At 65.0% G+C, this 26,218-nt stretch carries 29 protein-coding genes; 16 read left to right on the top strand and 13 right to left on the bottom strand.

What is annotated here, in order from left to right:
• Window positions 1-143: 143 nt before the first annotated feature.
• Entirely contained in the window at window positions 144-677 is a 534-nt protein-coding gene (gene paaI / locus ACU4IU_RS08340; protein ID WP_139467748.1) for a hydroxyphenylacetyl-CoA thioesterase PaaI, read from the bottom strand.
• A 313-nt stretch (window positions 678-990) separates the two neighbouring features.
• On the opposite strand from paaI, the gene ACU4IU_RS08335 reads away from it, so the two are divergent.
• The 11 genes from ACU4IU_RS08335 (at window position 991) to ACU4IU_RS08285 (ending at window position 10,648) form a co-directional block, all read left to right on the top strand.
• Window positions 991-1,383 (top strand): hypothetical protein, encoded by a 393-nt coding sequence (locus ACU4IU_RS08335; protein ID WP_181272604.1) that lies wholly within the window; start codon window positions 991-993, stop codon window positions 1,381-1,383.
• 68 nt (window positions 1,384-1,451) lie between these two features.
• A complete protein-coding gene (locus tag ACU4IU_RS08330) occupies window positions 1,452-2,423 on the top strand; it encodes a transposase (protein ID WP_446657587.1) in 972 nt (323 codons plus the stop codon).
• Window positions 2,424-2,748: 325 nt separating this feature from the next.
• A complete protein-coding gene (paaA, locus tag ACU4IU_RS08325) occupies window positions 2,749-3,783 on the top strand; it encodes a 1,2-phenylacetyl-CoA epoxidase subunit PaaA (RefSeq protein WP_446656416.1) in 1,035 nt (344 codons plus the stop codon).
• Complete coding sequence (paaB, locus tag ACU4IU_RS08320) at window positions 3,780-4,121, top strand: 1,2-phenylacetyl-CoA epoxidase subunit PaaB (protein ID WP_446656415.1); 342 nt, start codon at window positions 3,780-3,782, stop codon at window positions 4,119-4,121. Before paaA ends, paaB begins: the two co-directional genes overlap by 4 nt.
• A 13-nt stretch (window positions 4,122-4,134) precedes the next feature.
• A complete protein-coding gene (gene paaC, locus ACU4IU_RS08315; protein WP_446656414.1) occupies window positions 4,135-5,115 on the top strand; it encodes a 1,2-phenylacetyl-CoA epoxidase subunit PaaC in 981 nt (326 codons plus the stop codon).
• Between the two features lie 5 nt (window positions 5,116-5,120).
• Window positions 5,121-5,660, top strand: coding sequence for a 1,2-phenylacetyl-CoA epoxidase subunit PaaD (gene paaD / locus ACU4IU_RS08310; RefSeq protein WP_446657586.1), 540 nt, complete (start codon window positions 5,121-5,123; stop codon window positions 5,658-5,660).
• Window positions 5,660-6,778 (top strand): 1,2-phenylacetyl-CoA epoxidase subunit PaaE, encoded by a 1,119-nt coding sequence (paaE, locus tag ACU4IU_RS08305; protein WP_446656413.1) that lies wholly within the window; start codon window positions 5,660-5,662, stop codon window positions 6,776-6,778. Before paaD ends, paaE begins: the two co-directional genes overlap by 1 nt.
• Window positions 6,779-6,869: 91 nt before the next feature.
• Window positions 6,870-8,033 (top strand): thiolase family protein, encoded by a 1,164-nt coding sequence (locus ACU4IU_RS08300; protein WP_446656412.1) that lies wholly within the window; start codon window positions 6,870-6,872, stop codon window positions 8,031-8,033.
• Entirely contained in the window at window positions 8,030-8,941 is a 912-nt protein-coding gene (locus ACU4IU_RS08295; RefSeq protein ID WP_446656411.1) for an enoyl-CoA hydratase/isomerase family protein, read from the top strand. Before ACU4IU_RS08300 ends, ACU4IU_RS08295 begins: the two co-directional genes overlap by 4 nt.
• A complete protein-coding gene (locus ACU4IU_RS08290; protein ID WP_446656410.1) occupies window positions 8,938-9,807 on the top strand; it encodes a 3-hydroxyacyl-CoA dehydrogenase family protein in 870 nt (289 codons plus the stop codon). The genes ACU4IU_RS08295 and ACU4IU_RS08290 overlap by 4 nt, the downstream gene beginning before the upstream one ends.
• Before the next feature lie 64 nt (window positions 9,808-9,871).
• Window positions 9,872-10,648 (top strand): enoyl-CoA hydratase/isomerase family protein, encoded by a 777-nt coding sequence (locus ACU4IU_RS08285; protein ID WP_139467755.1) that lies wholly within the window; start codon window positions 9,872-9,874, stop codon window positions 10,646-10,648.
• Here ACU4IU_RS08285 and ACU4IU_RS08280 read toward each other — a convergent pair.
• From ACU4IU_RS08280 to ACU4IU_RS08250, 7 genes are all read right to left on the bottom strand, one after another.
• On the bottom strand, window positions 10,645-11,394 hold the full coding sequence (locus ACU4IU_RS08280) for a TVP38/TMEM64 family protein (protein ID WP_446656409.1): 750 nt from the start codon (window positions 11,392-11,394) through the stop codon (window positions 10,645-10,647). The genes ACU4IU_RS08285 and ACU4IU_RS08280 overlap by 4 nt on opposite strands.
• A gap of 45 nt (window positions 11,395-11,439) precedes the next feature.
• Complete coding sequence (locus tag ACU4IU_RS08275; protein WP_446656408.1) at window positions 11,440-12,930, bottom strand: S1C family serine protease; 1,491 nt, start codon at window positions 12,928-12,930, stop codon at window positions 11,440-11,442.
• Window positions 12,931-13,063: 133 nt separating this feature from the next.
• The gene (locus ACU4IU_RS08270) at window positions 13,064-13,672 is read right to left on the bottom strand and encodes a DUF998 domain-containing protein (protein WP_446656407.1); all 609 of its coding nucleotides are present in this window, start codon (window positions 13,670-13,672) and stop codon (window positions 13,064-13,066) included.
• Window positions 13,669-14,106 (bottom strand): MarR family winged helix-turn-helix transcriptional regulator, encoded by a 438-nt coding sequence (locus ACU4IU_RS08265; protein ID WP_446656406.1) that lies wholly within the window; start codon window positions 14,104-14,106, stop codon window positions 13,669-13,671. Before ACU4IU_RS08265 ends, ACU4IU_RS08270 begins: the two co-directional genes overlap by 4 nt.
• Before the next feature lie 271 nt (window positions 14,107-14,377).
• A complete protein-coding gene (locus ACU4IU_RS08260) occupies window positions 14,378-14,548 on the bottom strand; it encodes a hypothetical protein (protein WP_172172908.1) in 171 nt (56 codons plus the stop codon).
• A 15-nt stretch (window positions 14,549-14,563) separates the two neighbouring features.
• Window positions 14,564-15,934 (bottom strand): L-lactate MFS transporter, encoded by a 1,371-nt coding sequence (locus tag ACU4IU_RS08255; RefSeq protein WP_446656405.1) that lies wholly within the window; start codon window positions 15,932-15,934, stop codon window positions 14,564-14,566.
• A gap of 204 nt (window positions 15,935-16,138) precedes the next feature.
• Window positions 16,139-16,933, bottom strand: coding sequence for a SurA N-terminal domain-containing protein (locus ACU4IU_RS08250; protein WP_446656404.1), 795 nt, complete (start codon window positions 16,931-16,933; stop codon window positions 16,139-16,141).
• Window positions 16,934-17,181: 248 nt separating this feature from the next.
• Here ACU4IU_RS08250 and ACU4IU_RS08245 point away from each other — a divergent pair, with 248 nt between their 5' ends.
• Window positions 17,182-17,538 (top strand): VOC family protein, encoded by a 357-nt coding sequence (locus ACU4IU_RS08245; protein WP_446656403.1) that lies wholly within the window; start codon window positions 17,182-17,184, stop codon window positions 17,536-17,538.
• On the opposite strand, the gene ACU4IU_RS08240 is transcribed toward ACU4IU_RS08245, so the two are convergent.
• Together ACU4IU_RS08240 and ACU4IU_RS08235 are read right to left on the bottom strand one after the other, a co-directional pair.
• Window positions 17,519-18,694, bottom strand: coding sequence for an epoxide hydrolase family protein (locus ACU4IU_RS08240; RefSeq protein ID WP_446656402.1), 1,176 nt, complete (start codon window positions 18,692-18,694; stop codon window positions 17,519-17,521). The genes ACU4IU_RS08245 and ACU4IU_RS08240 overlap by 20 nt on opposite strands.
• A gap of 57 nt (window positions 18,695-18,751) precedes the next feature.
• Entirely contained in the window at window positions 18,752-19,534 is a 783-nt protein-coding gene (locus tag ACU4IU_RS08235) for an NAD(P)H-dependent oxidoreductase (protein WP_446656401.1), read from the bottom strand.
• 112 nt (window positions 19,535-19,646) lie between these two features.
• On the opposite strand from ACU4IU_RS08235, the gene ACU4IU_RS08230 reads away from it, so the two are divergent.
• A complete protein-coding gene (locus ACU4IU_RS08230; RefSeq protein ID WP_446656400.1) occupies window positions 19,647-19,937 on the top strand; it encodes a winged helix-turn-helix transcriptional regulator in 291 nt (96 codons plus the stop codon).
• 56 nt (window positions 19,938-19,993) lie between these two features.
• On the opposite strand, the gene ACU4IU_RS08225 is transcribed toward ACU4IU_RS08230, so the two are convergent.
• Entirely contained in the window at window positions 19,994-20,551 is a 558-nt protein-coding gene (locus ACU4IU_RS08225; protein WP_139467764.1) for a dihydrofolate reductase family protein, read from the bottom strand.
• A gap of 159 nt (window positions 20,552-20,710) precedes the next feature.
• Here ACU4IU_RS08225 and ACU4IU_RS08220 point away from each other — a divergent pair, with 159 nt between their 5' ends.
• Window positions 20,711-21,910, top strand: a complete 1,200-nt coding sequence (locus ACU4IU_RS08220; RefSeq protein ID WP_172172898.1) for a M20 metallopeptidase family protein — start codon at window positions 20,711-20,713, stop codon at window positions 21,908-21,910.
• Window positions 21,911-22,025: 115 nt separating this feature from the next.
• On the opposite strand, the gene ACU4IU_RS08215 is transcribed toward ACU4IU_RS08220, so the two are convergent.
• Together ACU4IU_RS08215 and ACU4IU_RS08210 are read right to left on the bottom strand one after the other, a co-directional pair.
• Entirely contained in the window at window positions 22,026-23,768 is a 1,743-nt protein-coding gene (locus tag ACU4IU_RS08215; protein ID WP_172172896.1) for a BCCT family transporter, read from the bottom strand.
• A 74-nt stretch (window positions 23,769-23,842) separates the two neighbouring features.
• On the bottom strand, window positions 23,843-24,805 hold the full coding sequence (locus ACU4IU_RS08210) for a flavin reductase (protein WP_139467767.1): 963 nt from the start codon (window positions 24,803-24,805) through the stop codon (window positions 23,843-23,845).
• Between the two features lie 142 nt (window positions 24,806-24,947).
• On the opposite strand from ACU4IU_RS08210, the gene ACU4IU_RS08205 reads away from it, so the two are divergent.
• Together ACU4IU_RS08205 and ACU4IU_RS08200 are read left to right on the top strand one after the other, a co-directional pair.
• Window positions 24,948-25,658 carry an amino acid synthesis family protein gene (locus ACU4IU_RS08205; RefSeq protein ID WP_172172894.1) on the top strand — a complete coding sequence of 237 codons (711 nt, stop codon included), beginning with the start codon at window positions 24,948-24,950 and terminating at the stop codon, window positions 25,656-25,658.
• Window positions 25,655-26,206 carry an amino acid synthesis family protein gene (locus ACU4IU_RS08200; RefSeq protein WP_172172892.1) on the top strand — a complete coding sequence of 184 codons (552 nt, stop codon included), beginning with the start codon at window positions 25,655-25,657 and terminating at the stop codon, window positions 26,204-26,206. The genes ACU4IU_RS08205 and ACU4IU_RS08200 overlap by 4 nt, the downstream gene beginning before the upstream one ends.
• The last annotated feature ends 12 nt before the right edge of the window (window positions 26,207-26,218 follow it).

Below are 26,218 nucleotides of genomic sequence, written 5' to 3'. Positions count from 1 at the left end.
ATCTCTTCTGTGTGTCAGATCCAAAAACCGCCGAGGTGGTCCACCGTTCTTCGGTGTTCGGTCGTCGACGGGTGGTTCGGTGGGGGTGGTCCGGCGCGGCTTGGTGCCTGTCGCGGAGCCGGCGGCCGTGTGGTTGGTCGGGTCTACTTGCGGGCGGGCAGCGTGCGGGAGCGGCCGCGGTAGGTGGCGATGATGTCGTCGCCGCGGGTGACCGTGACGTCGTAGATGCCCGAGCGGCCCTGCTTGATGACCTCATGGCCGCGGGCGACGAGCTCGTCACCGAGGTACGTGGGTTTGAGGAAGTCGATGTCTCCGCCGGAGGCGACGGTGATCGAGCCGGGATAGTTGCAGGCCATCGCGAAGGTGGTGTCGGCGAAGAGGAAGATGTAGCCGCCGTGGGTGATGTCGTGGCCGTTGGTCATGATGTCGGTGACCGTCATCGAGCACTGCGCCCACCCGGGTCCGTGGTCATCGACGGTGATGCCCAGGTGCTGGGAGGCGCGATCGTTGGCGAACATCGCGGCGGCACCGGTGAGCTCGGGCGCCGCCTCGGTGGGGGCGTCTGCGGGGGACGGAGTGGTCGCCTCGGTGGGGGACTCGGGCGCCGCCTCGGCGGGGGTGGAGGTGTTCGGGGTCTGTGACTCCGCGGTCGTCGTATCGTGGGCGGGCTGTCCCATGGTCGGCTCCTCCTCGAGTCGCGGGTTCAGGCGCCGATGCACGAGGAGTGCCTGCGCCGCTGCGTGTGGACGACGGTGAGAGTTCCCCGTGATCCCGGGCGGTCAGCCCGTCGGAGAATAAACGACCATCTGGTCAATAAATATCGTTCCGATCGTCGCCGGTGTCAAGTCACGGGGTGTGGTTGGGGTGTGTTCGTCTGCGAATCGCGCACGCATCGTCAAGCGCGGGCGGGAATTAGGTCACTATCGGATAGCTGCCCTCTGTGTCAGGCTGGTTGTGAGCCACTCCGGATAAGAGAGGAACCGGAGCACCATGGCCATCACCCCCGGATACACTGTCGAAGAGATCCGAAACTTCGTCTACCAACACGAGAAGATCCCACACGGGTATAAATCCCTGTGGTTAGCGGAGCAAGAGTTCAGCCGCCACCAGTTCAGGAAGTGGCGACTAGCGACATTCAACGGTGACCTCGACCGTGGCCTGATCCCACGGTCACGGGCAGGCAAAGTTCCCTACAACCCGAGGCAACTGATGCAATCATCAATCGAAGAAAACCAAGCCAAACGTATCGCCGAACTCGAAGAACGCAATGCTCAACTCGAGGCAGCGAACGAAGCCTTGGGAAAAGCTATCGGGCTCTTGCACGATCGGAACGCACAAGAGCCCGACGTAACCCCGACGACGCCGAAGCCGGGCAATTCCTGACCATCGAGAACTCCCTGGTCATCGAACTGACTGACGTTCTGTCCTCACAGCGGAAGGCATTGGCGCTGGTGGGCCTGGCCCGATCGGTGTGGCACTACCGGGTCAATCCTCGTCCCCGACTATCTGACCCGATAGAGCAGAAGCAGCGGGACTACTCGACGCGGATCGGTGCTGCCGACCGGCAGAGCATTGCGGAGCGGATCCAGGCCGGTTGGCTGCAGGGCCGGTCAGTGGATGCGTCGTTTGCTTCAGCGTGGGACGAGGGTGTGATGTTGGCATCCAGGCGCACATGGTGGCGTATTGCTGAGGCGATTGTGGATCAGTCGCAGCGGCCCCGGGTCCCGTCCCGGGGTGAGACGAGGACGCCCCGAGTAGCACCTGTGCTGGTGGCTACCCGTCCGGGGCAGGTGTGGAGTTGGGACATCACGGATGTGGAGTCGATCTGGAGTCGGGTGACGTACAAGGCATACTCGATCATCGATATCTTCTCCCGCAAGATCGTCGGTTACCGGGTCGAGTCCCGCGAGGTCGATGATTTGGCTGTTGAGATGTTTGAGGCCGCGATCGCCGAGCACGGTGTGCCTGAGTTTGTGCATGCCGATTCGGGAGCGGCAATGAAGTCGAATGCGTTGAAGAACGCACTCGAGGCATACGGGGTGGAGTTATCGCATAACCGACCGTATGTGTCTAATGACAACCCGTATTCGGAATCGGAGTTTCGGACGATGAAGTATCGCCCGGACTATCCGAAGACGTTTGAATCACTCGAGGCGGCTAGAGCCCACATCGATGCCTATGTCGTCTGGTACAACACGGAGCACCGGCATTCAGGGATCGCGTTGTTCACCCCGAATCAGGTCCATGACGGGTCGTGGGAAGAAGCGTGGAACGCCCGGGTGAAGGCGAATGATGAGTATTACGCCAGGCATCCCGAGCGTTTCCATGCGCCACCGCAGGTGCCGAAGCCGGCCGGTGTGGTCGGTATCAATCACGAACCAGTCCTAGTTGAAGTCCAAGAAATCACTGCTGAAGCAGCGTGAGTGACTCCAAACAGCTTGACACCCCGCGCTGCCGAGAAATATAGGTCGCTATCGGACATTTTCCGGCGCTGAAAGTATCTGATGCTGACCTGTATTCGGCAGGCGACGCGGCACGGCGGCGGGGCTGAGCGGCTCCTTCGCGTGGGCGGCACGGCATTGCACCCAGGCCGGGGGTGTGCGACACTGGTGGCAACAATACAGAACAAATGGTCAGTAAATGGATGCCCTCGGGCCAGAGGTCTTACGATGGTCGGACCGATGAGGAGGTCGGCAGCCGCTGACCGAGGCAGGTCCTGACAAGGGCACATCCAAGGGTGGAGTGGTCATGACAACTCAAGTGAACGACAACCGCTTCGACGAGGCGCAGCTGCAGGAGCAGTTCGACGCCACGATCGAGGCCAAGGATCGGATCGAACCCCGGGACTGGATGCCCGAGGCCTACCGCAAGACGCTCATCCGGCAGGTCGCGCAGCACGCGCACTCGGAGATCATCGGCATGCAGCCCGAAGGCAACTGGATCTCCCGTGCGCCTTCTCTGCGTCGCAAGGCGATCCTGCTGGCGAAGGTCCAGGACGAAGCCGGACACGGCCTCTACCTCTACTCGGCCGCCGAGACCCTGGGCGCCACGCGCAACGAGCTCACCGAGAAGCTCGTCGCCGGCAAGCAGAAGTACTCCTCGATCTTCAACTACCCGACCCTGTCCTACACGGATGTCGGCACGATCGGCTGGCTCGTCGACGGGGCGGCCATCTGCAACCAGGTGCCGCTGTGCCGGACCTCCTTCGGCCCCTACGGCCGTGCGATGATCCGCATCTGCAAGGAAGAGTCCTTCCACCAGCGCCAGGGCTACGAGCTGCTGATGACGATGATGCGCGGCACCGAGGCTCAGCGCGAGATGGTCCAGGAATCGGTCAACCGCTTCTGGTGGCCGGCGCTGATGATGTTCGGACCTCCCGACGACAACTCGCCGAACACCGAGCAGTCGATGGCCTGGGGCATCAAGACCCACACCAACGATGAGCTGCGCCAGAAGTTCGTCGACATGTCCGTCCCGCAGGCCGAGGCCCTCGGCGTGACGTTCCCCGATGAGAACCTCAAATGGAACGAAGAGCGCGGACACTACGACTTCTCCACCCCGAACTGGGACGAGTTCTGGGCCGTCGTCAAGGGCGACGGACCCTGCAACGAACAGCGCCTCAATCACCGCAAGCGCGCCTGGGACGAAGGAGCGTGGGTGCGCGAAGCAGCGCTCGCCTTCACAGAGAACCAGACCGCCGAGGCGGCCGCCACCCTGACCGCGGCCGATGCGACTCCCGCCGCCGGAGTTGACACCACCACCCCCGAGGAGACAGCGAAATGACCGAGACCACCCCCGGCTCCACCTCGGCGAAGGACGCATCCGCTGCAAGCTCGACCCGCGGCGAATGGCCGCTGTACGAGGTCTTCGTGCGCGGCAAGCGCGGACTCAACCACGTCCACGTCGGATCTCTGCACGCCGCCGACGACCAGATGGCCGTCCACCATGCCCGCGACGTCTACACCCGACGCAACGAAGGCGTGAGCATCTGGGTCGTCCGCGCCTCCGACATCACGGCCTCGAGCCCGGATGAGAAGGACCCGATGTTCGCCCCCAGCGGCGACAAGGTCTACCGTCACCCGACCTTCTACGACATCCCCGACGATGTCCCCCATATGTGAGAAGGGGCGAGAGATGACTGCGAACAACGAACCCACCATCCACGTCGAACACGACGAAGCCGGCACGAACGTCGATCACGGCGACCACGACAACGCGTACTCTGGTCTGCTCGTCAACGACGCGAACTGGGCCTTCGGCACCGACTTCGAAGACCCCCTGGCCGGCGTCGATACGACCGTGCCCGACGGCGTCGACGCCAAGGACCTCGGCGCGTACTGCCTCATGCTCGGCGACGACGCGCTCGTCTTCAGCCAGCGGATCTCCGAATGGTGCTCGAACGCCCCTGACCTCGAAGAGGACATTGCGCTGGCGAACATCGCGCTCGACCTCCTCGGCCAGGCGCGTCTCCTGCTCGCCCGCGCCGCCGCAGCCGATCCGGAGCTCGTGCCCGAGCTGCCGGCTGGCTCCCCGGTGCCCGATGAGGACCGGCTCGCGTACTTCCGCAATGACCTGGGCTTCCGCAATGTCCGCCTGGCAGAGGTGCCCAACGGCGACTTCGCCGAGGCGGTCGCGAAGATCCTCATCTACTCCACCTGGCGCCTGTCGATCTTCGAACGCCTCGTGGACAGCCGCGACACCGTGCTCGCCGCCATCGCGGCCAAGGGCGTGAAGGAGATGTCCTACCACCGCGACTTCGCCGGACGCTGGGTCGTGACCCTGGCCCGCGGCACCGAGGAATCGAAGTCCCGCCTGGTCAAAGCCCTCGACGGTCTGTGGCCGCTGTGGTCCGAGCTCTTCGAGACCCACCCGGTCGAGACTGCCGTGGCCGAGGCCGGAATCGGCGTCGACCCCGCGACGGTGGCCGACGAGGCATCCGTCATCCTCGACCAGGTGTTCGCCGCAGCCGGAATCGATCGGCCCGAACGCGGTGGTCTGGCCGGGGTCGGCGTCCACGGCGGCAAGGGCCGCGACGGACTCCACACCGAGGCCCTGTCGAAGCTGCTCGCCGAGATGCAGGTCGTCGCCCGGGAGCACCCGGAGGGTCAGTGGTGACCGCCATGCTCGAGACCTACCCGACCGACGCCGCACCAGTCACCGACGCCGAGGCGATCGACCGTGCCTGGGCCGCCGCCGAACGCGTGACCGACCCCGAGATGCCGATGCTCACCCTCCTCGACCTCGGCGTTCTGCGCGACGTCACGATTGAGAACGGCCACGTCGTCACCACCATCACCCCCACCTATTCGGGCTGCCCGGCGATGGCGACGATGCGCGATGACCTGCAGCGCGAACTACTCGAGGCCGGCTTCCCCGACGCCGAGGTGCGCGTGTCCCTGACACCCGCCTGGACGAGCGACTGGATCACCGAACGCGGCAGACAAGCACTCAAGGACGCCGGAATCTCCCCACCCGGGTCCGCCCCAGTCCGCACCGGCCCGGTGGCGCTGACCCTCATGCCCACTCGCCGCGCCGTGACCTGCGTGCTGTGCGGATCCGACAACGTCCGCCTGTCCTCCGAGTTCGGCGCGACCGCGTGCAAGGCGATGTACCAGTGCAACGACTGCCTCGAACCGTTCGACCATGTGAAGGAGATCTGATGACACAGACGATCGATCAGACCGCCGAGGCGGCTCCCGCCACCGAGCCCGCCGACGGACGCTCCCGGTCGGCTTTCTACCCACTCACCGTGAAGTCCGTCGACCACCTCACCGAGGATTCGGCCGCAGTGACTTTCGACGTGCCGGCCGAATACAGCGAACTCTTCGACTTCGCCGCCGGACAGTCCCTGACCCTGCGACGCATCATCGACGGCCAGGAGCACCGCCGCACCTATTCGATCTGCGCCCCGGCGGGAACCGCCCCGCGCATCGGTGTCCGCGAAGTCCCCGAAGGGCTCTTCTCCCTGTGGCTGGTCAACGAGGTCCGAGCCGGCGACACCATCGAGGTGCAGCCGCCCTCGGGCAGCTTCCGCGCCGACGCCTCCGCCGGCGGCCGGCACCTGTGCATCGCGGCGGGTTCGGGAATCACCCCGATGCTCTCCATCGCCTCGACCGTGCTGTCCAACCCCGACGCCTCGGTGACCCTGCTCTACGGCAACCGGCACACGAACACCGTGATGTTCGCCGAGGAGCTCGCCGACCTCAAGGACGCCCGCAACCAACAGCTCGACCTCGTCCACGTCCTCTCCCGCGAACCCCGCGATGTCGAGCTCTTCTCCGGCCGCCTCGACGCGGAGAAGCTGCGGGATCTGCTCACCGCCATCGTCCCGATCGGCAGCATGGACCATGTGTGGCTGTGCGGCCCCTTCGGCATGCTCGAAGACGCCCGCAAGGTCCTCGCCGAATTCGACGTGCCGAAGGAGAGGATCCACTTCGAGCTCTTCTACGTCGACGAACCCCCACCGGAGGTCGTCCACGCGGACAAGGTCGTCGAAGGTGCGACGAGCGACGTCACGGTCATCCTCGACGGGAAGCGCTCCACCTCGGCGATGTCGCAGGGCAAGACCATCCTCGATTCCGCACAGGAATCCCGGTCCGATCTGCCGTTCGCCTGCAAGGGCGGCGTCTGCGGAACCTGCCGCGCGAAGATCTGCGGCGGCGAAGTCAACATGGTCCGCAACTACGCCCTCGAGGACGCCGAGGTCGAAGCGAACTTCGTCCTCACCTGCCAGACGTTCCCCGTCAGCGACGAGGTCACGGTCGACTTCGACTCCTGAGCGTCCCGAACCCCAGCGGGCGCGGGCCCGCACACCAACGGGTGCAAGCCCGTACCATGTCACCTACCCGAACTCTTCAGCGAGGAGACCCATGCCCGAGGCATTCATTCTGGACGGACTGCGCACCCCCATCGGACGCTACGGGGGTGCACTGGCCGACCAGCGGCCCGACGACCTCGTGGCGACCACGATGAAGACCGTCGTCGAGCGGGCGGGCATCGACCCGACCGATATCGACGAGGTGATCCTCGGCTCGGCGAACCAGGCCGGTGAGGACAACCGGAACATCGCGCGCATGGCCGTGCTCCTGGCCGGACTGCCCGAATCCGTGCCCGGGTTCACCGTCAACCGTCTGTGCGCCTCGGGGATGACCGCGATCACGACGGCACGGGCGATGATCGCCGCGGGAGATGCCGATGTGGTCGTGGCCGGCGGAGTCGAATCGATGACTCGAGCCCCGTGGGTGAGCGAGAAGCCCTCGCGTGCGTGGTCGAAGCCGGGCCGGACCTGGGACACCTCCATCGGCTGGCGGTTCACGAACCCCGCTTTCGGTGAAGACACGACTCTGTCGATGCCGCAGACGGCCGAACGCGTTGCCGAGAAGTGGCAGCTGAGCCGTGAAGCCCTCGACGAATTCGCCTATCAGTCCCATCAGAAGGCGCTGGCCGCGCAGAAGGCCGGCAGCTTCGGCCCGGAGATCCTGCCCATCGGAGAAGTCACCGCCGATGAGGGTCCGCGCGATTCGACGTTGGAGAAGCTCGGCAAGCTGCGCCCCATCCACGGACCCGGGGGCGTCATCACCGCCGGAAACTCCTCCTCGCTCAATGACGGTGCCGCCGTCGTCGTGCTCGTGTCCGAGGACTATGCGAACAAGCACGGACTCAGCCCGCGCGCCCGGATCGTCGCCGGTGCCAATGCCGGTGTGTCCCCGGAGATCATGGGCATCGGACCCGTCCCCGCGACCCGGAAGGTGCTCGAGCGCACCGGGTGGAAGGTCGGCGAACTCGAGGCTGTCGAACTCAATGAGGCCTTCGCCTCCCAGTCGCTGGCGTGCATGGGCGACCTCGGCCTCGACCCGGAGACCGTCAACGGCTTCGGCGGAGCGATCGCGCTCGGCCACCCGCTGGGCTGCTCGGGCACCCGCATCACTCTGACCCTGCTCAACCGCCTGGAGCAGGCCGGGGCGAAGAAGGGACTGGCGACCATGTGCGTGGGCGTCGGCCAGGGTTCGGCGCTGCTGCTGGAGCGCGTGTGAGCGCCGGCGGCAACGGCGGGGACACGAACGGCGCACCCGGTGTGAATGATTCCGCCTCCCCGCTGCTCATCGAACGCCATTCCGACCGCACGATCATCCGCCTCAACCGGCCGGAGGTCCGCAACGCCATCGACCAGTCGATGGTCGATGCCCTCCACGCGGTGTGTGCCGAACTCGAGGCCGAACCGAAGGTCGCGATCCTCACTGGCACCTCCGGCATCTTCGCCGCAGGTGCCGATATCTCGCAGCTGCGCAATCGTCGCCGCGATGATGCCCTGGCCGGGATCAACTCGAAGATCTTCTCCCGCATCCAGGAGCTGCCGATGCCGGTCATCGCGCTCGTTGAGGGATTCGCCCTCGGCGGCGGAGCCGAGCTCGCCTTCGCCGCGGACTTCCGCATCGGCACCCCGTCGACGAAGATCGGCAACCCGGAGACCGGTCTGGGCATCCTCGCCGCAGCCGGAGCCGCGTGGCGTCTGCGCGAACTCGTCGGCGAACCCCGCGCCAAGGAGATCCTCCTGGCCGGGCGCACCCTGCAGGCCGACGAAGCCAAGGCGATCGGTCTGCTCAATGACGTCGTCGATCCCGAGGATCTCGAACTCGCCGGTCAGGCGCTGGCCGACCGGATTGCGAGCTTCGCACCCCTGGCCGTGCGGCTGAGCAAGTCGGCGTTCCACGCACCGCGTGAAGCCCATCCCCTCATCGACAATGTGGCCCAGGCCGTGCTGTTCGAAACCGATGAGAAGTTCGCCCGCATGGACGCGTTCCTGTCCAAACGCGAGGCCAAGAAAGCGAAGAAGGCGGCCGAGCAGGAAGCGGCCGAGCGTGCCCGCGCCGAAGCCGTGACCACCGAAGCGATCGATCAGCAGCGCGATCCGCGCACCCGAGAAGAAGGCGACAACGCATGAGCGACACCACAGACACCTCCGCCGAGGCGGCCCCCACCACCGCCCGCGTCCCCGACGTCGTCGGCGTCTATGGAGGCGGTCGGATGGGTGCCGGAATCGCGCATGCTTTCGCCACCGCCGGTGCTCGGGTCGTCGTCATCGAGAACACCGACGACACCGTGGCCGCCGCCCGGGAACGCATCGACGCCTCGGTCGAGAAGTCGCAGACGAAGGGCATCGAAGTGCCCGGAACCGTCGTCGTCGACCGCGACCCCACCCTGCTCGACGAGGCGCTCCTCGTCGTCGAAGCCGTGCCCGAGGTCGTCGAACTCAAACAGGAGGTGCTCGCGACCATCGCGAAGCACGCTCCTGCTGCGAGCATCGGCACGAACACCTCGGCGCTGTCGATCGACGAGCTCGCCGCAGCCCTGCCGCGGCCGCAGGCGCTCATCGGCCTGCACTTCTTCAACCCGGTGCCCGTGTCCGAGCTCGTCGAGGTCGTTGTCGGCACCCACACCGATCCCAAGCTCGTCGACGTCGCCAAGGATTGGGTGACGGGGCTGGGGAAGACGGCGATCACGGTGAAGGACTCGCCCGGATTCGCCTCCTCCCGCCTCGGCGTGGCTCTCGCTTTGGAAGCGATGCGGATGGTCGAAGACGGCGTCGCCAGCGCGGAAGACATCGACCGGGCCATGACGCTGGGCTACCGGCATCCGGCCGGGCCGCTGAAGACGACGGACATCGTCGGCCTCGATGTGCGCCTCGGCATCGCCGAGCACCTCGCAGCGGAGATCGGTGAGCGCTTCACACCCCCGCAGATACTGAAGGACAAGGTCGCCGCCGGTGAACTCGGCCGCAAGACCGGACAGGGTTTCTACACCTGGTGACCAAGGACGCCCGCCCGGCGGGCACCGGCCGCACCACACTGACAGGACACGCAAAGGAGCATCCATGACCGAGATCCAACTGAAGAACCGCGGCCCGATCGCCGAGCTCGTCCTCGACGGACCCGAGTCCCGCAACGCCCTCGACGCGGACAACCTCCGCGACATCGCGGCCGCCGTGGCCAAGGTCGCCGAGGCGGTCCCGAACGTCCGCGTCCTCCTCATCCGCGGAGAGGGCAAGGTCTTCTGCTCCGGTCGCGACATCGCGAACGTCGACGTCGAGACGGATGACGCCCACGCCTTCCTCGCCGAGATCTTCGCCCCCGTCTTCCAGGCGATCAGGGCGCTGCCGATCCCCGTGATCGCCCAGGTCCAGGGGGCGGCCCTCGGGCTCGGGTACGGGGTCGCGGCGGCAGCCGACATCATCTTCGCCGCCGATGATGCGAAGTTCGGGTCCCCGTTCGCCGCAATCGGTGCGATGCTCGATTCCGGCGCCCACCACGTGTTCCTCGACCGGGTCGGCTATCACCGGACGATGGATCTCATCGTCACCGGTGATTTCATGACCGGCGCCGAGGCGGCCGCCACCGGGATCGTCTCCCGTGCGGTTCCCGCCGTGGAACTGACCGACTTCGTCGAATCGAAGCTGGAGAAGATCGTCACCGGACCGGCCGAGGCCTTCGCGATGGAGAAGGGCTTCGTGCAGAAACTCGCCGACGAACGCCCGAACCTCGCCGAGGTGCTCGCCCAAGAGGCGGCCCTGCAGGAATCAGCGCGGCAGACCCCGGACTACGCCGAAGGGTTCACGGCGTTCCAGGAGCGTCGAAAGCCGAACTTCGACTAAGACTCAGGGAGTTCAGGCGTCTCTGCCTGTGCGTGTTCGGCGTCTCGGGTGCGCTTCCAGCGGCGCATCGTGATGATCGTCAGCGTGATGACCAGTGCCCAGGAGATGCCCACGCCGATGCCGTTGAGGACATTCGGCTCCCCGATGAAGGCGCCGACGGCCACGAGGGAGAGCTGACCCGGCAGGGACGAGATGATGGTGGCGCTGAGGAATGTGCGGTTGTCGATGCCCAGTGCTCCGCTGCCGTAGTTGACCGGCCAATACGGGAACCCGGGCATGAGGCGCAGGGCGCACACTGCGTAGAAGCCGCCGCCGGTGAGCTTGGATTCGATCGTCTCGGCATGGGAGCCGAGCAGCCGCAGCACAGTGTCCCGGCCGAGCGCCCGAGCGATCCAGTAGCCGATCCAGCATCCCGCGACGACTCCGACCATCGACAGAATGGTGCCGAACGGCAGCCCGTAGATGAGTCCTCCGGCGGTGGCCATGATCGTCACGGGGATCGGGGTGGCGGCGACGGCCATATAGATGAGGACGAAGACGGCGAAGCCCCAGAATCCGGCGGCCGCGATATCGGCCTGCAGCACATCGACCGAGGGCAGGCGAACATTGAAGACCGCCCATACTCCGGCCAGAACGACGAGAGCGAGTGCGATATTGCGCAGGATCGTCGGCCAGTCGACGCGTCCGTGATTCTGCTGAGTCTGGGCCGCCCCCTCCGCGGGCGAGGCGTCTTCGTGTCCGGGCATGGCCCGATCTTACGTCTCGCCCGGGGTGGTTGGGCAATCTCCGGCTCAGGCCGCGGGACCCTCGGTCAGAGTCACATTCGCGCTGTGGGTCTGACCGTCGGCGTCCGTCCAACTCAGCGACACGGTGTCACCGGGCTTGTGCTCGGCGATTGCCTCCGACAGTGCGGTGCCGTCGGTGATCTGGGTCGAGCCGATCCGGGTGATCGTGTCTCCGGCGGTCAGTCCCGCCTCGGCGGCGGGGGTGTCCTCATAGACTCCGGCGACGACTGCTCCTTCGGCCTGCGACGACGAGCCCGACTGGCTTGACTGACCTGACTGGCCGGCTTGGCCCGACTGGCCGTTCGAACTGCCGGCTCCCGGCTGGATCGACTGGCTGCCCTGGCCCGACTGACCCGACTGTCCGCTCTGCGAATCCTGCTGGACCCCGATGCCGAGGAACGCCGGATAGCCGAGCGTGTTCGTGCTCGTCTGCTCGCCGTCGATAATCGACTCGGCCGTGGACAGCGCCGACTCGATCGGGATGGCGAAGCCGGTGACGGTGGCCGATCCCGACGAGGCCGCGGTATTCATGCCGACGACCTCGCCTTCGTCATCGAGCAGCGCCCCACCCGAATCGCCCGAGACGATATCGGCCTGGACCTGGATCATATTGTTCAGCGTCTCCGAATCCTCGGAGCCCTGAGCGGTGGTGGTGACGGAGGCGCCGAGGTCGGTGACCGTGCCGTCGGCGGCCTGCAGCTGTCCCTGTCCTTCGGAATTGCCGACGGCGGTGACGTCGTCACCGACCGTGACCGAGTCGTCGTCGACCGTGGCCGGCTGCAGGTCCGAGGCGCCCTTGAGCTGGAGCACGGCGACGTCCTCCGTCGAATCGGAGCCGACGACGGAGGCCTCGTAGGTCTTGCCGGTGGTGGCTACGGTGACGGAGATCTTCGTCGAATCGGCGATGACGTGGTTGTTCGTCAGCACGAGACCGTCCTTGCTCAGCACGATGCCGGTGCCAGCCGCCTCGGCGTTCTCATAGCCGAGCTCGGTGTCGATGAGGACGACGCCGGTCGACTCCTTCTCACTCGCCGGGCTGGCCTCCTGCTGGGACGAGCCGTCGCTGCCCTGGCCGGTGTCAGGGGACTGTGAGCCGCCGGGAGCGGTGCCTCCGCCGTAGCTGCCTTGGCCGCCGTTTCCCTGTCCGAAGTTCGGGGACTGTGTTCCGTTCTGCCCGCTTCCCCCTTGGCTGTTGCCGCTCTGCCCGCTGCCCTGGCTGGGGTCGGTCGGCTGCCCGGTAAAGGGGATGGCTGACTCGGTGGTCACGCCCGCGACCGTGCGGGCATGGGCCGCCGCGGCGGCCGGCAGACCTGCAGTCGTTCCGATGCTCAGCGCCAGCGCCGCTGCCGCTCCGGTGACGGCCAGGGCGAGTCGACGCCTCCGGGGGCGGGATCGGGTGACGGATGCTGCCGTCGTCTCGGTGCCGAATGCGTTCTCACCGTTGTACCCAGCGCCGGTCGCCATCTGTGCTGACCTCATGCGCTTCGACTCGTTCATGGTCTGTGCCTTTCTCCGTTCTGCGGAAGTGCTCTGTGATTCCTATTGAGTACCCGCACGCTGTGGCCAAGCTGTGGCGCAGCTGGAGCGAAGCTTCGACTTTGTCAGTCGAGGGCTGAGAGGGTTGAGCCGATCAGCCGGCGATGACGATGATGCCGATCGCGGCGCCGATGTAGAAGAGGTTGACCGAGAGGATGAAGATGCGTTCGGCAATGCCGAAGAACTTCGGGCGCAGGGGCTTGATGATGAGCACGGCGACGCTGACGATGAGGGACACGAGTGCGAACCACGAGATCACCTGGAGGAGCTGTGCCAAGGGTGCCGGTCCCTCGGCGGAGAAGAGTCGCACGAAGTTGCCCATGCAGGCGTAGCTGAGGGCGAACCAGGCGATAGCCATGAGATAGTGCAGTCGCCCGATCGTGGTCAGCTTCTCGCCTTCCAGATCGGTGGGGACGAAGGGCAGGGCGAGGAAGATCATCGCGAGGACCGCGAGGGCGATGCTGACGAACGTCGAATCCTCCCAATCCGGCAAGCCGACGACGACCGCCGCGGCGAGCAATCCCCAGAACGGCACCGTCACCCAGGTCATCGCGCTGCTCAGGCGCCGGGTTGAACCGACCGCATAGTCGCTGACGGCGTGGCTGACCATCGAGTACTCGCTCTTGACGAGGTGGAGAGCGATGAAGAGGGCGAGCCGAGCCAATCCGCAGGCGGCCGCGAGGGCGGCGAGGATGAGGGTCATGAGTGGTCCTTCGGGGTCTCGGAGCGGATGGTGCGGACCTCGTCGTGGAGGTCGCGGATCGTGGAGGCCAGAGAGTTCGGGTCGATGCCGATCGCTCGGGCATTGTCGTCGAGGGAGTGTCCGAGCAGGCGTGCGCAGTGCCCGCTCTTGTCTTCCCCCGCCGAGGTGAGGCGCAGTTCCCTGCGATTGCCGGATCCCGGAGTCGTGCCGTTGGTGATGAGGCCGTCGGTCAGCAAGGCTTTGACGATCCCGGATCCGGCCGCCTCGGTGACGCCGAGTGATTTCGAGAGCGTGCGCCCGGTGATGCCGGGGTGCTGGCCGAGGATGACGAGGGCGACGTACTGGTTGTAGGTCAGTCCCTCGGGGCGCAGCATCTGCTCCGCCCACCGGTCGAGTGTGCGGACCAGGTCGTGGAGTTCATGAGCGAGATCCATGCTGTAAGTTAAGCACTTAAGTTATTCGGTGGCAAGGGGCCGGCGAAGATTCTTCACTGAGGGGGAGGAAGACGGTCGGGGGTCACAGCAGGGCTGTCCACGGCCGGTCCGACCATGACTGAAGACGACCGATCCCCGGCAGAACCATGGTTCTGCCGGGGATCGGAAGGGGGGCCCGCGTCGAGGACGGCGGGTGGGCGGCTGCGTGGGTGCCGCCTCGGCGAGGTGAGGGTGGGGAACCGCCTCGGCGAAGTTCCTGCCTGAGGGAGTCTCAGCCGGTGAAGATCGCGACGGCCTTGACTACGGTCAGAGACAGGCCCCAGAGGAGGCCGCCGACCACGACAACGGTGAGGACGGAGCCGACGGCCTTATAGGCGCCGCCGACGGGGGACTGCGGCGATCCGGAGTCGGGGACGTGGGCTACGGGGGTGGAATCGTTCATGATCTGACCCTTCCTTCAGTTCTCTTCGAGGGCGGCGGCCTGCTTGGCGGCGACGTCCTCTTCACGTTCGAAGTATTTCTCGCTGACCGGGCGGACGAGCACATTGGCGATGAAGCCGATGACCAGCGCGCCGACCATGATGAACATTCCCGGAGTGTAGAGCTCGGGGCCTTCCTTCCCTGCCACCTCGCCGGCCTCGACGACTGAGTTGACGATGAGCGGACCGGCCACACCGGCCGCCGACCAGGCGGTGAGCAGGGCACCGTGGATGGCTCCGACCTGGTAGACGCCGAAGAGGTCCTTGAGGTAGGCGGGGATCGTGGCGAAGCCGCCGCCGTAGAAGGAGATGATGATGAGGGTGGCGAGCACGAAGAGGAAGATCGAGCCGCCGCCGAAGAGGGCGACGACGAGGTAGAGGATCGCACCGACGCCGAGGTACATCATGTAGTTGTTCTTTCGACCCAGGTAGTCCGAGGTCGTCGACCAGATGAACCGGCCGCCCATATTGCCGATCGAGAGCAGACCGACGAAACCGGCTGCTGCGGCCGCGGTGATGCCGAAGTAGGACTGGATCATCGGGGCGGCGTTCTCGAGGATGCCGATGCCCGCGGTGACGTTGAGGAACAGGACGACCCACAGCAGCCAGAACTGCGGGGTGCGGATGGCGTTGCGGACGGAGACATTGCCCTTCGTCTGCATCGGCTTCGCCTCGACCTTCGAGGGGTCGAAGCCCTTCGGGGTCCATTCGGGGTGGGGGACGCGGATGACGAAGGCGCCGGCGGCGATGACCACGGCATAGACGATGCCGAGGGTGACGAACGTCGGCGTCAGACCGGCGACGAGGTGTTCCGGGTCGGAGCCGCCGCCGAAGAGGGCCATGAGCTGGTTCGACATCGGGCTGGCGATGAGGGCACCGCCGCCGAAGCCCATGATGGCCAGTCCCGTGGCCAGGCCCGGACGGTCAGGGAACCATTTCATCAGGGTCGAGACCGGGGAGATGTAGCCGATGCCCAGACCGATTCCGCCGATGACTCCGTAGCCGAGGTAGACCAGCCACAGCTGCCCGGTCATGATGCCGAGCGAGGCGATGAAGAAGCCGACGACCCAGCAGGTTCCGGCCGCGACCATCGAGGCGCGGGGGCCGTTCTTCTCCACCCAGGGGCCGAAGACGGCAGAGGAGATGCCGAGCATGAGAATCGCGATCGAGAAGATCCAGCCGATCGAGACCTCACCGGCGTCGAAGTGCGACATGAAGGGGATCTTGAAGACGCTGAATGCGTAGACCTGGCCGATGCACAGGTGGATGGCCAGAGCGGCCGGTGGGATCAGCCACCGGTTGAAGTTCTTCGGCGCGACGATCGCCGAGCGCGTGAGAATGGAAGCCACGGGAAGTCCTTTTCTGCAGTGGAACTCGTGTCACCGTCGACACCGGTCAGCGGACGGCAGGTGCGGCCGGCGGTCAGTTGACCGACCGGAGAGTCCACCTCAGAGTAAGTTCCACACAAGAGAAATGCGAGGAACACTCAGCATTTTCTTGAGAAAAGGCGGCAATTTCTTGCCAAGTGGGATGTCGTCCGTGGCTCTCGGGGCTCAGAGGTGGATCGTGACGTCGGCCTGCTTACGCAGCTTCTTCGCGAACTTCTGCGTTGCTTCCTGAGACTTCTGGTTCTTCACCTGTTCCTTGAGCTGGGGACGCATGTCCTCGATCGGCGGCATCTCCTGCTGGCCCTGGCCACCCTGCTGCGCCATCTGCTCCTGCTGGGACTTCGCCTGTTCGTAGGCCTGTCCGATCTCTTCGCCGCTGACCTCGAACTCACCGTATTCGTCCTCGACGAGGCCCTCGATCTTCAGCTGGTTCTTCAGCTCCGAGCGGACGTTCTCCTCGTCCATGCCCTGGTCCTTCATGGCTTTGAGGAAGTCCTTCTCGCTCATCTGTCCCGATTTCGCGGATTCCTTGAGCCCCTTGTCGATGTCCTTGTCCGAGACGTCGATCTTGCGCTTGTCGGCTTCCTGGACGAGCACTTCGGTGCTCACAAGGTTCTCGACCGTCTGCTTCTTCAGGCCCTTCTCATCGACCGGCTGTCCGGACTGCTGAGCCTGCATCTGCATCTGCTGATACTGGGTTTCGAAGAGGGGAACGAAATCGTCCTTGAGGATCTTCTCACCGTTGACCTCGGCCACGACCTTCGGAATGTCCTTCGTGTTCGGTTTGCCCTGCTGGCCCTGTTGGTCCTTCTGGCCCTGCGCGGAGTCGGCGCCGGGGGACTGTTCGGCCGCGGCCGAGGACTCCTTCGGCTTTGCTTCGTCGCCCTGACTTCCGCAGGCGGCCAACGCCACCACGGAGACGGACATGGCCAGGCCCAGCAGCCACCGGTTCGTTCGCACATTCACTCCTGCTCATCGGTTTCAGCCTGCCAGGCTAACAGTGCCGACTCCCCGAAGAATGTGTGGAGTATGTGCGTCGCTTGGCAAGGACGATTGCGGTCGGCAGGATCGGGGAGGCCCCGGGTATCTTCTGTTCGTCTCGGATTCGTCGATCGGGCACTGACGGTCGGCCGCCTCGGCGGATACACTGCGGCTACCGGAATCGTACGGAGCACGGTCCGTGCCATCCGCAGCGAAGGGAGTTGGCCATGGAATCGACGTTTCGCGGAGTGTTCCTCACCTGCACAGACGCCGAGGCGACCGCCGCCTTCTATCGCGAGATCGCGGGGCTGCCGCTGACGACCGAGGGCGATGAGGAGTACTCCTACTTCGTCGTCGAGGCCGGGGGAGTGCAGGTGGCTCTGCACTCGGCCGAGGCGTTCGCCGACTATGCGTTCCCGCCGGTGACGGAGTCGAATCTCACGCACCTGTACTTCCGGATCCCGGATCAGGCGGAGTTCCTCGAACGGATCAAGAACGCCGGCACTCCGCTCGTGGCGGTCGACGATGTCGTCGTCACGGTCGAGGACCCCGACGGCCGGAAAGTCATGTTCCGCACGGCGTGAGGATTGCCGTCAGACCGGCCCTGAGGTCAGCGAGGAACTCGTGCGGTGCTTCGAGGGACGGGAAGTGTCCGCCTTTCGGGGCCGCCTGCCAGCGGACGATGCGCCGGTAGCGATGCTGTGACAATGCGCGCGGATACCTTTCGATATCGCAGGGGTACATCGTGATAGCCGTGGGAACGTCGACTCGCAGATCGGGGTCGAGGGAGTCGTGGCTTTCGAAGTAGATGCGCGCCGAGGAGGCACCGGTGCGCATCAGCCAGTACAGAGAGACGTTATCGAGCAGTCGGTCCCGTGAGATCTTCTCGAAGGGGCTGTCGCGGGTGTCCGTCCATTCGGCGAATTTGTCGAGGATCCACGCCAGTTGTCCGACCGGCGAGTCGACGAGGCCGTATCCGATGGTCTGTGGGCGGGTGGCCTGCTGATGGGCATATGCGGCCCGATTGGCCCAGAAGTCTGCAGCGTCTTCGGCCCATGCGCGCTCGCTTGCTGTCAGCTCGTCGAGTGATGCGTCGGGGACGCCAGGGGCGTAGGTGGTGTGGATTCCGATGAGATGGTCGGGGAAGCGTCCGCCGAGGATCGTGGTGATCACCCCTCCCCAGTCACCGCCGAAGGCTGCGAAGCGGTCGTAACCGAGCCTGCTCATGAGCGTCACCCAGGCTTCGGCGATCTTCTCCGTCGACCAGCCGGTGCTGCTCGGCTTGTCGCTGAATCCGAAACCCGGCAGTGAGGGAACGACGCAGTGGAACGCCGGTGCCTCGGGATCGGTCGGTTCGGCTAGTTCGTCGATGACATCGACGTATTCGGCGATGCTGCCGGGCCACCCATGGGTGAGGACCAACGGGGTTGCGTTGGGTCGCGAGGACCGGCGGTGGAGGAAGTGGATTCCGAGTCCGTCGATGACGGTGCGGAACTGGCCGATCTCGTTGAGCCGAGTCTCGAAGTTTCGCCACGAATAGTCGGTTCGCCAGTAGTCCACGAGGTCGACGAGGTCGGTGAGCGGGACACCCTGGGACCACCGGCCAGGTCCCGGTGCCGGTATCTGGCTCGCGATGGTCTCTGCTTCGGGCAGGCGGGCAGAGGTGAGCCTGCGGTTGAGGTCATCGATTTCGGACTGCGGGAGATGGAGGTGGAAGGGTTCGACGGCACTTGTGCTCATGGGTTCGGTGGGCCTTTCGATAGTGCGACGGACGACGGATCTGTATTGAGCGTCCGGTCAGCAGGCGGTGTGGATCCGCAGCCCGTGCTCTCCGGGGCACAGGTGGGGCGCGAGTTCCCAATCGGTGGTGTACTCGCCGGTGAACTGCGGCCGGTAGGGGATCGTCGGGGCAGTGAAGAGCTCGCCGAGGCGGTCTGTCAGTCGGGAGCGGATCGGCGTCAGGTCGTCGATACGGTCGGCGCTGGAAATGGCGAACGGTTCGAGAACGCTCATGCCGGTGTAGGCGAAGGTCCCGTGCAGGAGGCCGAAGAGGAGTTCGCTGAGCTCTCCGGACTTCCCGCGGGGGCCGATGGCGTGCGGACGATCTCCGAGTGTGGTGATGACGAGCGCGCGTTTGCCGGTGAAAGGTCCTTGCTCGAAGCGGAGCCGTCGTCCGGTAGTCTCGTCGGTGCCGAAGGCGAAGCCGCTGACGAAGACTCGGTCGAACCAGCCTTTGAGGATCGCCGGCATCCCGTACCACCACAGCGGGAACTGAATGACGAGCGCATCTGCCCGTCGCAGCTTCTCCTGCTCGCGGACGATCGCGTCAGGTTGGGTGCCGGCGAGGTGCGCAGCGCGGCTGTAGGCACTGATGCGGAACCGATCCGATGAGTGGATGCTGGCATCGCGCGGACGCACCACCGGGTCCCATTCCATGGCATAGAGATCGGATTCGACGACGGCGTGGCCGAGTGTGCGCAGATGCTCGATTCCGATCGTGCGCAAGCTTCCGTTGAGCGAACGTGGTTCGGGGTGGGCACTCAGCCAGAGGACGGTCGAACGGGTGTCATCGTATTGCATGTCTCCATCGTGGGTGCTTAGAGTACGAGCGTCTAGTACGGACATTTCTGTCCCTGCGGAGGTGCCTATGCGGTTGCCGGTCCGGCGCGCGATGGAGGTGTGCCCTGTCGAGGTGGCAGTCTCGGCGGTCGGCGGCACCTGGAAGCTCACTGTCATCAAGCATCTGCTCGAGAGAACTCGCCGGTTCAACGAACTCGGGCGACTGGTGCCTTTGGCGAACACGAAGACTCTCACCAGGCAGCTGCGCGAGCTCGAGGAGGACGGTCTGGTTCTGCGCACCGTCTATCCGGAAGTGCCGCCGCGCGTCGAGTACTCACTGACCGATCTGGGACGCAGCCTTCAACCGATCGTCGAGGCGATGAACGAGTGGGGCAAGGACTTCGAACGCACTCACGCGGACTGAAGACAGGGGCAAGTGCCGTCCGCGGGCTCTGGCGCTCGGTCCTGCCGTATGGTGCTTCAGGCGCTCGGCTCGTAGGCCGAGTAGGTGATGCCGCTCGGGAAGGACTTCGCATCGATGAGCTTGAGGCGCGGCGGTCTGGCCGAGTGCGCGCCGTCGTGAAAGTAACCGCGTCCGCGACCCTGCCATACCGGATAGGTGAACATCCGATACTCATCGACGAGTCCCTCCGCGATAAGTTCGTGGGCCAGGGTGATGCTGCCGGTGACGATGACATCGCGTCCCGGTGCCTCGCGCAGGTCAGCGACCGCGCGCAGCGGATCGGAGCTGATGATCTGTGTGTTCTGCCAGCCCGGTTCGGTCAACGTCGAAGACACGACGCGTTTGTCGACCTGATTGAGGTGGTCCGCGACTCCGGTGGTGTCATCGGTGGCGTTCGGCCAATAGCCGCGGAAGTCCTCGAAGGTCTGCCGACCGAGCAGCAGCACGTCCTCGTTCGCGGACTGCCGCATGAGTTCGGCCGAGAGCTCTTCGTCCTGGGCCTGCGGATCGAACCAGTCGTCGAGCATCTCGACACGACCGTCGAGGGTGATGTTCTGAGTAATGATGATGCGCACGCTCGGTCTCCTCGTTGAGTGACGTGGGTAATCAACATTACTTGCCCGTGCAGACCGGCAACAAGGGTGCGTTGACCACCGCAGGGCATAGATTGGTAACAGCAGTCGACCGGAACCGGTCGAACCGAACCGCACGCCACCCACACGATGAGGAGCCCCATGACCACCCCAGATTTCCGCACCGAAGCTCAGGGTCACCTCGGCGATCTCATTTCCCTGCGACGGAAGCTGCACGCGAACCCCGAACTGGGATTCGACCTTCCTTTCACGCAGCGGACGGTGCTCGATGAGCTCGCCGGGCTGGGACTTGAAATCACCACGGGGGAGTCGCTCACCTCGGTGGTGGCCGTCCTCAAGGGCGGGAAACCCGGGCCCGCGGTGCTGCTGCGCGGCGACATGGACGCGCTGCCGGTCGTCGAGGACACCGGCCTCGACTTCGCCTCTGAGAACGGGAACATGCACGCGTGCGGTCACGACCTGCACACGGCGGGGCTTGTCGGCGCCGCACGCTTGCTCGCCGCCCACCGCGAGGAGATCCCCGGATCGATCATCTTCATGTTCCAGCCCGCCGAGGAGGTCGAAGGCGGGGCCGAGCCGATGATCGCCGAGGGCGTGCTCGAAGCCGCCGGTGTCCCGGTCGTCGCGGCCTACGGCATCCACGTCGAAGCCGACGTTCGAGGTCGCTTCACGACGAAGGGCGGGCCGCTCATGGCCGGCTTCGCCGACCTCAACCTGACCATCCACGGGGCGGGCGGACACAGCAGTCAACCGCAGGCGACCCGCGACCCCGTGCCGGCGCTCGCCGAGGTGGTGCTGGCCCTGAATACGATGACCGGTCGGTCCTTCGACATCTTCGATCCCGTCGTCGTCTCGGTCACTCAGCTCGAAGCCGCGCAGGCCAGCAACGTCATCCCGGACTCGGCGAAGCTCACCGCCTCCATCCGCTTCCTCTCCGCCGAGTCTGTGGCCCTGCTGCAGGAGCGGGTGACGGAGATCGCCGAGAACATCGCCCGGGCTCACCGCTGCACCGCCGAGGTGGACTTCCAAGTGGGATTCCCCGTGACCGTGAACAACCCTGCCGAGTCGACGGTCGTGCTCGAGCGACTGGGCTCAGTATTCGGGTCCGAGCGGGTCGTCGAGATGGAGCATCCGCGGATGGGGTCCGAGGACTTCTCATTCGTCTTGCAGAAAGTGCCGGGCACATTCGTGTTCCTCGGCGCAACACCCGAGGGCATCGACCCGGACGCCGAGACGAACCACTCACCCAGGGTGGTCTTCGACGACGGGCTGCTCGGGGATCAGGCTGCAGCGCTCGCCCACCTGGCGTTTGCGCGGCTGGAAGACGAGGAGAAGCGCTGACACCTCTGGCACAAAACAGTGGTCGCAATCGGATACTCAGGAGGTCGTCCTGAAAGTATCCGATTGCGACCATTTTTCGAGATTCCGTCTGAGTCGGTGGAGTCTGCCAGCGGGGTCAGTCGGCGGCGGGTGCCGGCTTGACGGTGGTGTCATCGATATCAACGGACTCTTCGCCGCGCGTGCCTGTCCCGCCAGTTTCGAGGTCCCTGCGCCGCACCGTGCGGTACGCATCCATCGTCTGATCCTCGTGCAGCGTTTTGACGATGCAGTAGCCGAGCAGCGCCACGATGACCGCGAACGGCAGGGCGGAGAGCATCGCCGCTTGCTGAAGTGCCGCGAGTCCTCCGGCGAAGAAGAGGACCATCGCCGATGTTCCCGTGAGCGCACCCCAGACGGCGAGCACCCATCGGCTCGGCTCGAGCGTGCCGCGAGACGTGAGCATGCTGAGCACGAATGTGTTCGCATCCGCACCCGAGACGAAGTAGAGGACGACGAGAAGAATCGCGATCACCGAGGTGAGGCCCACCCAGGGCAGATGTTCGAGGGTCTCGAAGAACGCCGAATTCACATCTTCGGCCGCTGCCGCGCCGATCCCGCCATCACCGTCCATGTCGATCTTGATCGCGGTGCCTCCGAAGATCGTGAACCAGACGAAGAAGACAAGACTGGGAATGCCCATGACGCCGAGGACGAATTCGCGGACGGTCCGCCCCTTCGAGATCTTCGCGAGGAAGACGCCGACGAAAGCGCCCCAGCTCAGCCACCAGGCCATCATGAAGTAGGTCCAGTACTGGTACCACTCGACGTCACCCGAGACCAGCGGAGTGAGCAGGCTGACCTTGAAGAAGTCGTTGAGGTACTCACCCGTCGAGCGGAAGAAGAGGTTTCCGATGAACCCGGTCGGCCCGACGATGAGGACGAAGAGGCCGAGGAAGATCGAGAGCACGGCCGTCGTCTGGCTGAGGAACTTGATCCCGCGGTTGACTCCCGAGAGTGCCGAGAGCGTGAAGACCACCGTGATGCCGAGGATGATGATGATCTGAACGAATAGCTCGTTCGGGATTCCGAAGACTCGGTTGAGGCCCTCGCTGATCTGCGAGGCACCGAGGCCGAGCGACGTGGTCGTGCCGAACAGCGTGGCGATGACGGCGAGGATGTCGATGACATTTCCCAGCCAGCCGTCCATTGCCTTGCCGAACAGTGGCCGCAGCATCGGGGAGATCAGTCCGGTGTTGCCGCGCCGGTGAGTCGAGTAGGCGATGGCGAGGCCGAAGACACCGAACACGGCCCAGGCATGCGGTCCCCAGTCGAAGTAGGAGAACTGCAGAGCACGTACGGCGGCTTCGTTGGTGCCGGGGTCGGCGAGCCCATGCGGAGGGGTGGTGAAGTGGGTGATCGGTTCGGCCACACCGTAGCTGATGAGACCGATGCCCATCACCGCGGAGAGAATCATCGTCAGCCAGGCCCAAGTGCTGTATTCGGGGCGATCATCGTCAGCGCCGAGGCGGACTCGGCCGAAACGACCGAAACCGAGGTAGACGAGGAGGCCGATGCACCCGAGAGTGAGGACGAGATAGACCCATCCCACCTTCGCTGCGACAGCATCCATGGCAGTGGTCATCGCCGCAGCCATGCCGTCGGGAGAGAGGACTCCCCACAACGTGAATGTGCCGACACCGAGGATCGAGATCCAGAAGACGCGTCCAGGTCGGTGCCGCATGGAATCGGCATAGCGTACGGCCGGGCTCGGCCCGGTCAGAGAGTCGAGACCGCTGCCGGGCAGCTGTGCGCGGCGGTGTCCGCTCCGTTCCCCACTGTCATCGTCAACGTTGGGGTCATGGTCGGGTTCGGAATACATCAGGACTCCACTTCTTCGTGTGTCGTAGGGAGAGGGGTTCGGGCGGTATCGGAGTTCGCCAGGGCGGGGCGAGATCAGTTGAGAGAGGTGAGATCTTCGCTGTCGAAGAAGCGACCGGCTTTGTAGATCATCGGCTCGTCCTCGGATGCCTCGGCACTGCGGACACGTCCGATGAAGACCGTGTGGGTCAGCGCTTGGAAGCGCTCCTTGATCTCGACTTCGATCGATGCTGCTGAGCCGTCGATGAGTGGAGAGCCGCTGGCTCCCTTGTGCCAGTCGAGCTCGGCGAACTTGTCTGCGGCTTTGGACGCGAACGTGCCGATGGTGTCCCGCTGATTCCGGCTCATGATGTTGATGCCCATGTGCGTTGAGCGGAAGAGCGCGGGATACGTCGACGAGGTCTTCTGTACGCAGACGAGCACGAGCGGCGGGTCGAGAGAGACCGAATTGTAGGAGTTGACCGCGAGGCCGCGCGGCTTGCCGTCCTCGTCTGTGGTGGTGACGACGGTGACGCCGGTGATGAACTGACGGTTGAAGGCCTTGAGGGCATCGGCCGAGGGCTCTCCGGAGAGGTCATCGGTGACGACTTCGGGTTGAGCCTCGAATGCCGAGGACAGGGACTTCAGGCCCAGATCGGCCAGGAGCTCGTGGGCATCCCAGGTGACCTCTTCGCGGGCGATCCGGCCCTCTTCGAGGCGGATGAGATTGGAACCGTGCGTCGTCACCGGCTGTCCTGTGGGCGGAACGTCGTTGAGCGGCTGGGTGAAAGTGCCCTCCGAGTGCCAGTAGATCGCGCCCTGGTCGCCTTCGATGAGGATGTGGTCGATCGTCGTTGTGAGGTCGGGGAAGGCGGCGCGGATCTCATTGATCTCGGCCTTCGTCTCCTCGGCGGTCATGGTCCGACCGGAGTTGGCTGACACTCGCTGGTAGTCGTCGGTGAAGAGCGAATCGAGCGCATCGGTGCGCCCGCTGTCCCAGGCCTCGTGCCACACTGCGCGGATTTCTGTCTTGAGCTGTTCAATCGTGATCTGTTGCATGCTAGATAGCGTAGATAGAGTGTGATGCATTCGTCAATAGATCGTGAAAAACTCGTAAAACGCGCAATCTAAGAGAGCTATTGACATGCTTCGATGCATGCAAGTAGATTCCTTGTATGCAACAAACTCGAGAGAAGGACGCATGACAACCACCCCGACACGGCTGCAGAAGCCGGGCCTCGGAGCACAGAAGCCCAGCCTCGATCGATTGAATGATTTCGATGAGCTGCCGGCTGATTTCGACGAGCTCGCCTGGCGTCTCGGTGTCCGATCGATCACCGTGCAGCGTGAAGAGATCATCGCCGACGGCGGAGCCTCGCCGGATGCCCCGTTGACGCAGGCGGCCGCCATCGCCGTGCTCGCCAATCCCTGGGCGGGCACGGACACGCAGGCCGATCTGGCGCCGGCTGCCGAACAGGTTGCACCGGTGCTCGCAAAAGTGCTCACCGACAGACTGCTTGACGCGCTCGGGCCGGCTTCTGCGATCGAGGCCTTCGGCAAGGGTGCCGTCGTCGGTGTCGATGGAGAACTTGAGCACGCTGGGGCTCTCATCCACACTCCGTACTTCGGCAATATCATGCGAGAGATGCTTGAAGGCACTTCTGTTCTCTGCTTCGCCGACGGTCGATCGGGTCCTTCGGCATCGATCAGGGTGCCGATGTGGCACAAGACCCACGCCACCTCGCGAGACCACTATCAGACCATCGACCTGCGACTTGCCGATGCTCCGAAGGCTGACGAACTCTGTGTGATTGCGGCGGCCTCAACGGGGCCGAGGCCCTTCGCCCGCATCGGCGACCGTCGCACCGACGGTGCTGTGACCACCGAAATCCTGAAAGGACTGACGAAATGAATATTCGCAAGATCACGACGGTGACCGAAGAGATCCTGGCCGAAGGCGGACGGCGAACGGACCCCGTCATCACTGTGGCTGCCGTGGCGGCAGTCATCGAGAACCCTTGGCATGGGCAGGGCTTCGTTGAGGACCTCGGCCCGGGAATCGACGCGACGGCGAGCGAACTCGGCGCTGTTCTCGCTCCACGGGTCATGGAGGCTCTGGGCGGCACGCTCGAGGCCTATGGCAAGGCCGCGATCGTCGGACTCTCGGGAGAGATCGAGCACGGTTCGGCACTCATCCACACCCTCAAGTTCGGCAACCACTTCCGCGACGCCGCGCAGGCCTCGACTCTTCTGCCGGCTGTGGAGAAGCGCGGCGAGGCCGGAGCTGTCTTCGACATCCCTCTGAAGCACTTCACCGACGCGACGATCCGGTCTCATCACCAGACCTTCGAGTGGAGGGTCGCGGACGCTCCGCACCCCGGCGAGATCCTCATTGCACTCGCGGGCTCCACCGGCGGTCGCCCGCAGCAGCGACTCGCTTCGCTCTCGACCGAGCAGTAGGAAACGAGACGG

This window comes from Brevibacterium sp. CSND-B09 (assembly GCF_052906525.1).
The sequence above is the reverse complement of the archived record's forward strand: the minus strand, read 5'-3'. Positions and strand labels throughout refer to the sequence as shown.

Bases quoted from the DNA above. Each gene is read 5' to 3' on its own strand.
- ACU4IU_RS08215 (WP_172172896.1), bottom strand. From the start codon at position 23,768: ATGTATTCCGAACCCGACCATGACCCCAACGTTGACGATGACAGTGGG.
- ACU4IU_RS08210 (WP_139467767.1), bottom strand. From the start codon at position 24,805: ATGCAACAGATCACGATTGAACAGCTCAAGACAGAAATCCGCGCAGTG.
- ACU4IU_RS08205 (WP_172172894.1), top strand. From the start codon at position 24,948: ATGACAACCACCCCGACACGGCTGCAGAAGCCGGGCCTCGGAGCACAG.
- ACU4IU_RS08280 (WP_446656409.1), bottom strand. From the start codon at position 11,394: ATGCCCGGACACGAAGACGCCTCGCCCGCGGAGGGGGCGGCCCAGACT.
- ACU4IU_RS08285 (WP_139467755.1), top strand. From the start codon at position 9,872: ATGACCGAGATCCAACTGAAGAACCGCGGCCCGATCGCCGAGCTCGTC.
- paaC (WP_446656414.1), top strand. From the start codon at position 4,135: ATGACTGCGAACAACGAACCCACCATCCACGTCGAACACGACGAAGCC.
- ACU4IU_RS08335 (WP_181272604.1), top strand. From the start codon at position 991: ATGGCCATCACCCCCGGATACACTGTCGAAGAGATCCGAAACTTCGTC.
- paaE (WP_446656413.1), top strand. From the start codon at position 5,660: ATGACACAGACGATCGATCAGACCGCCGAGGCGGCTCCCGCCACCGAG.
- paaI (WP_139467748.1), bottom strand. From the start codon at position 677: ATGGGACAGCCCGCCCACGATACGACGACCGCGGAGTCACAGACCCCG.
- ACU4IU_RS08235 (WP_446656401.1), bottom strand. From the start codon at position 19,534: ATGCAATACGATGACACCCGTTCGACCGTCCTCTGGCTGAGTGCCCAC.
- ACU4IU_RS08220 (WP_172172898.1), top strand. From the start codon at position 20,711: ATGACCACCCCAGATTTCCGCACCGAAGCTCAGGGTCACCTCGGCGAT.
- ACU4IU_RS08275 (WP_446656408.1), bottom strand. From the start codon at position 12,930: ATGAACGAGTCGAAGCGCATGAGGTCAGCACAGATGGCGACCGGCGCT.
- paaA (WP_446656416.1), top strand. From the start codon at position 2,749: ATGACAACTCAAGTGAACGACAACCGCTTCGACGAGGCGCAGCTGCAG.
- ACU4IU_RS08265 (WP_446656406.1), bottom strand. From the start codon at position 14,106: ATGGATCTCGCTCATGAACTCCACGACCTGGTCCGCACACTCGACCGG.
- paaD (WP_446657586.1), top strand. From the start codon at position 5,121: ATGCTCGAGACCTACCCGACCGACGCCGCACCAGTCACCGACGCCGAG.
- paaB (WP_446656415.1), top strand. From the start codon at position 3,780: ATGACCGAGACCACCCCCGGCTCCACCTCGGCGAAGGACGCATCCGCT.
- ACU4IU_RS08240 (WP_446656402.1), bottom strand. From the start codon at position 18,694: ATGAGCACAAGTGCCGTCGAACCCTTCCACCTCCATCTCCCGCAGTCC.
- ACU4IU_RS08260 (WP_172172908.1), bottom strand. From the start codon at position 14,548: ATGAACGATTCCACCCCCGTAGCCCACGTCCCCGACTCCGGATCGCCG.
- ACU4IU_RS08300 (WP_446656412.1), top strand. From the start codon at position 6,870: ATGCCCGAGGCATTCATTCTGGACGGACTGCGCACCCCCATCGGACGC.
- ACU4IU_RS08245 (WP_446656403.1), top strand. From the start codon at position 17,182: ATGGAATCGACGTTTCGCGGAGTGTTCCTCACCTGCACAGACGCCGAG.
- ACU4IU_RS08270 (WP_446656407.1), bottom strand. From the start codon at position 13,672: ATGACCCTCATCCTCGCCGCCCTCGCGGCCGCCTGCGGATTGGCTCGG.
- ACU4IU_RS08290 (WP_446656410.1), top strand. From the start codon at position 8,938: ATGAGCGACACCACAGACACCTCCGCCGAGGCGGCCCCCACCACCGCC.
- ACU4IU_RS08200 (WP_172172892.1), top strand. From the start codon at position 25,655: ATGAATATTCGCAAGATCACGACGGTGACCGAAGAGATCCTGGCCGAA.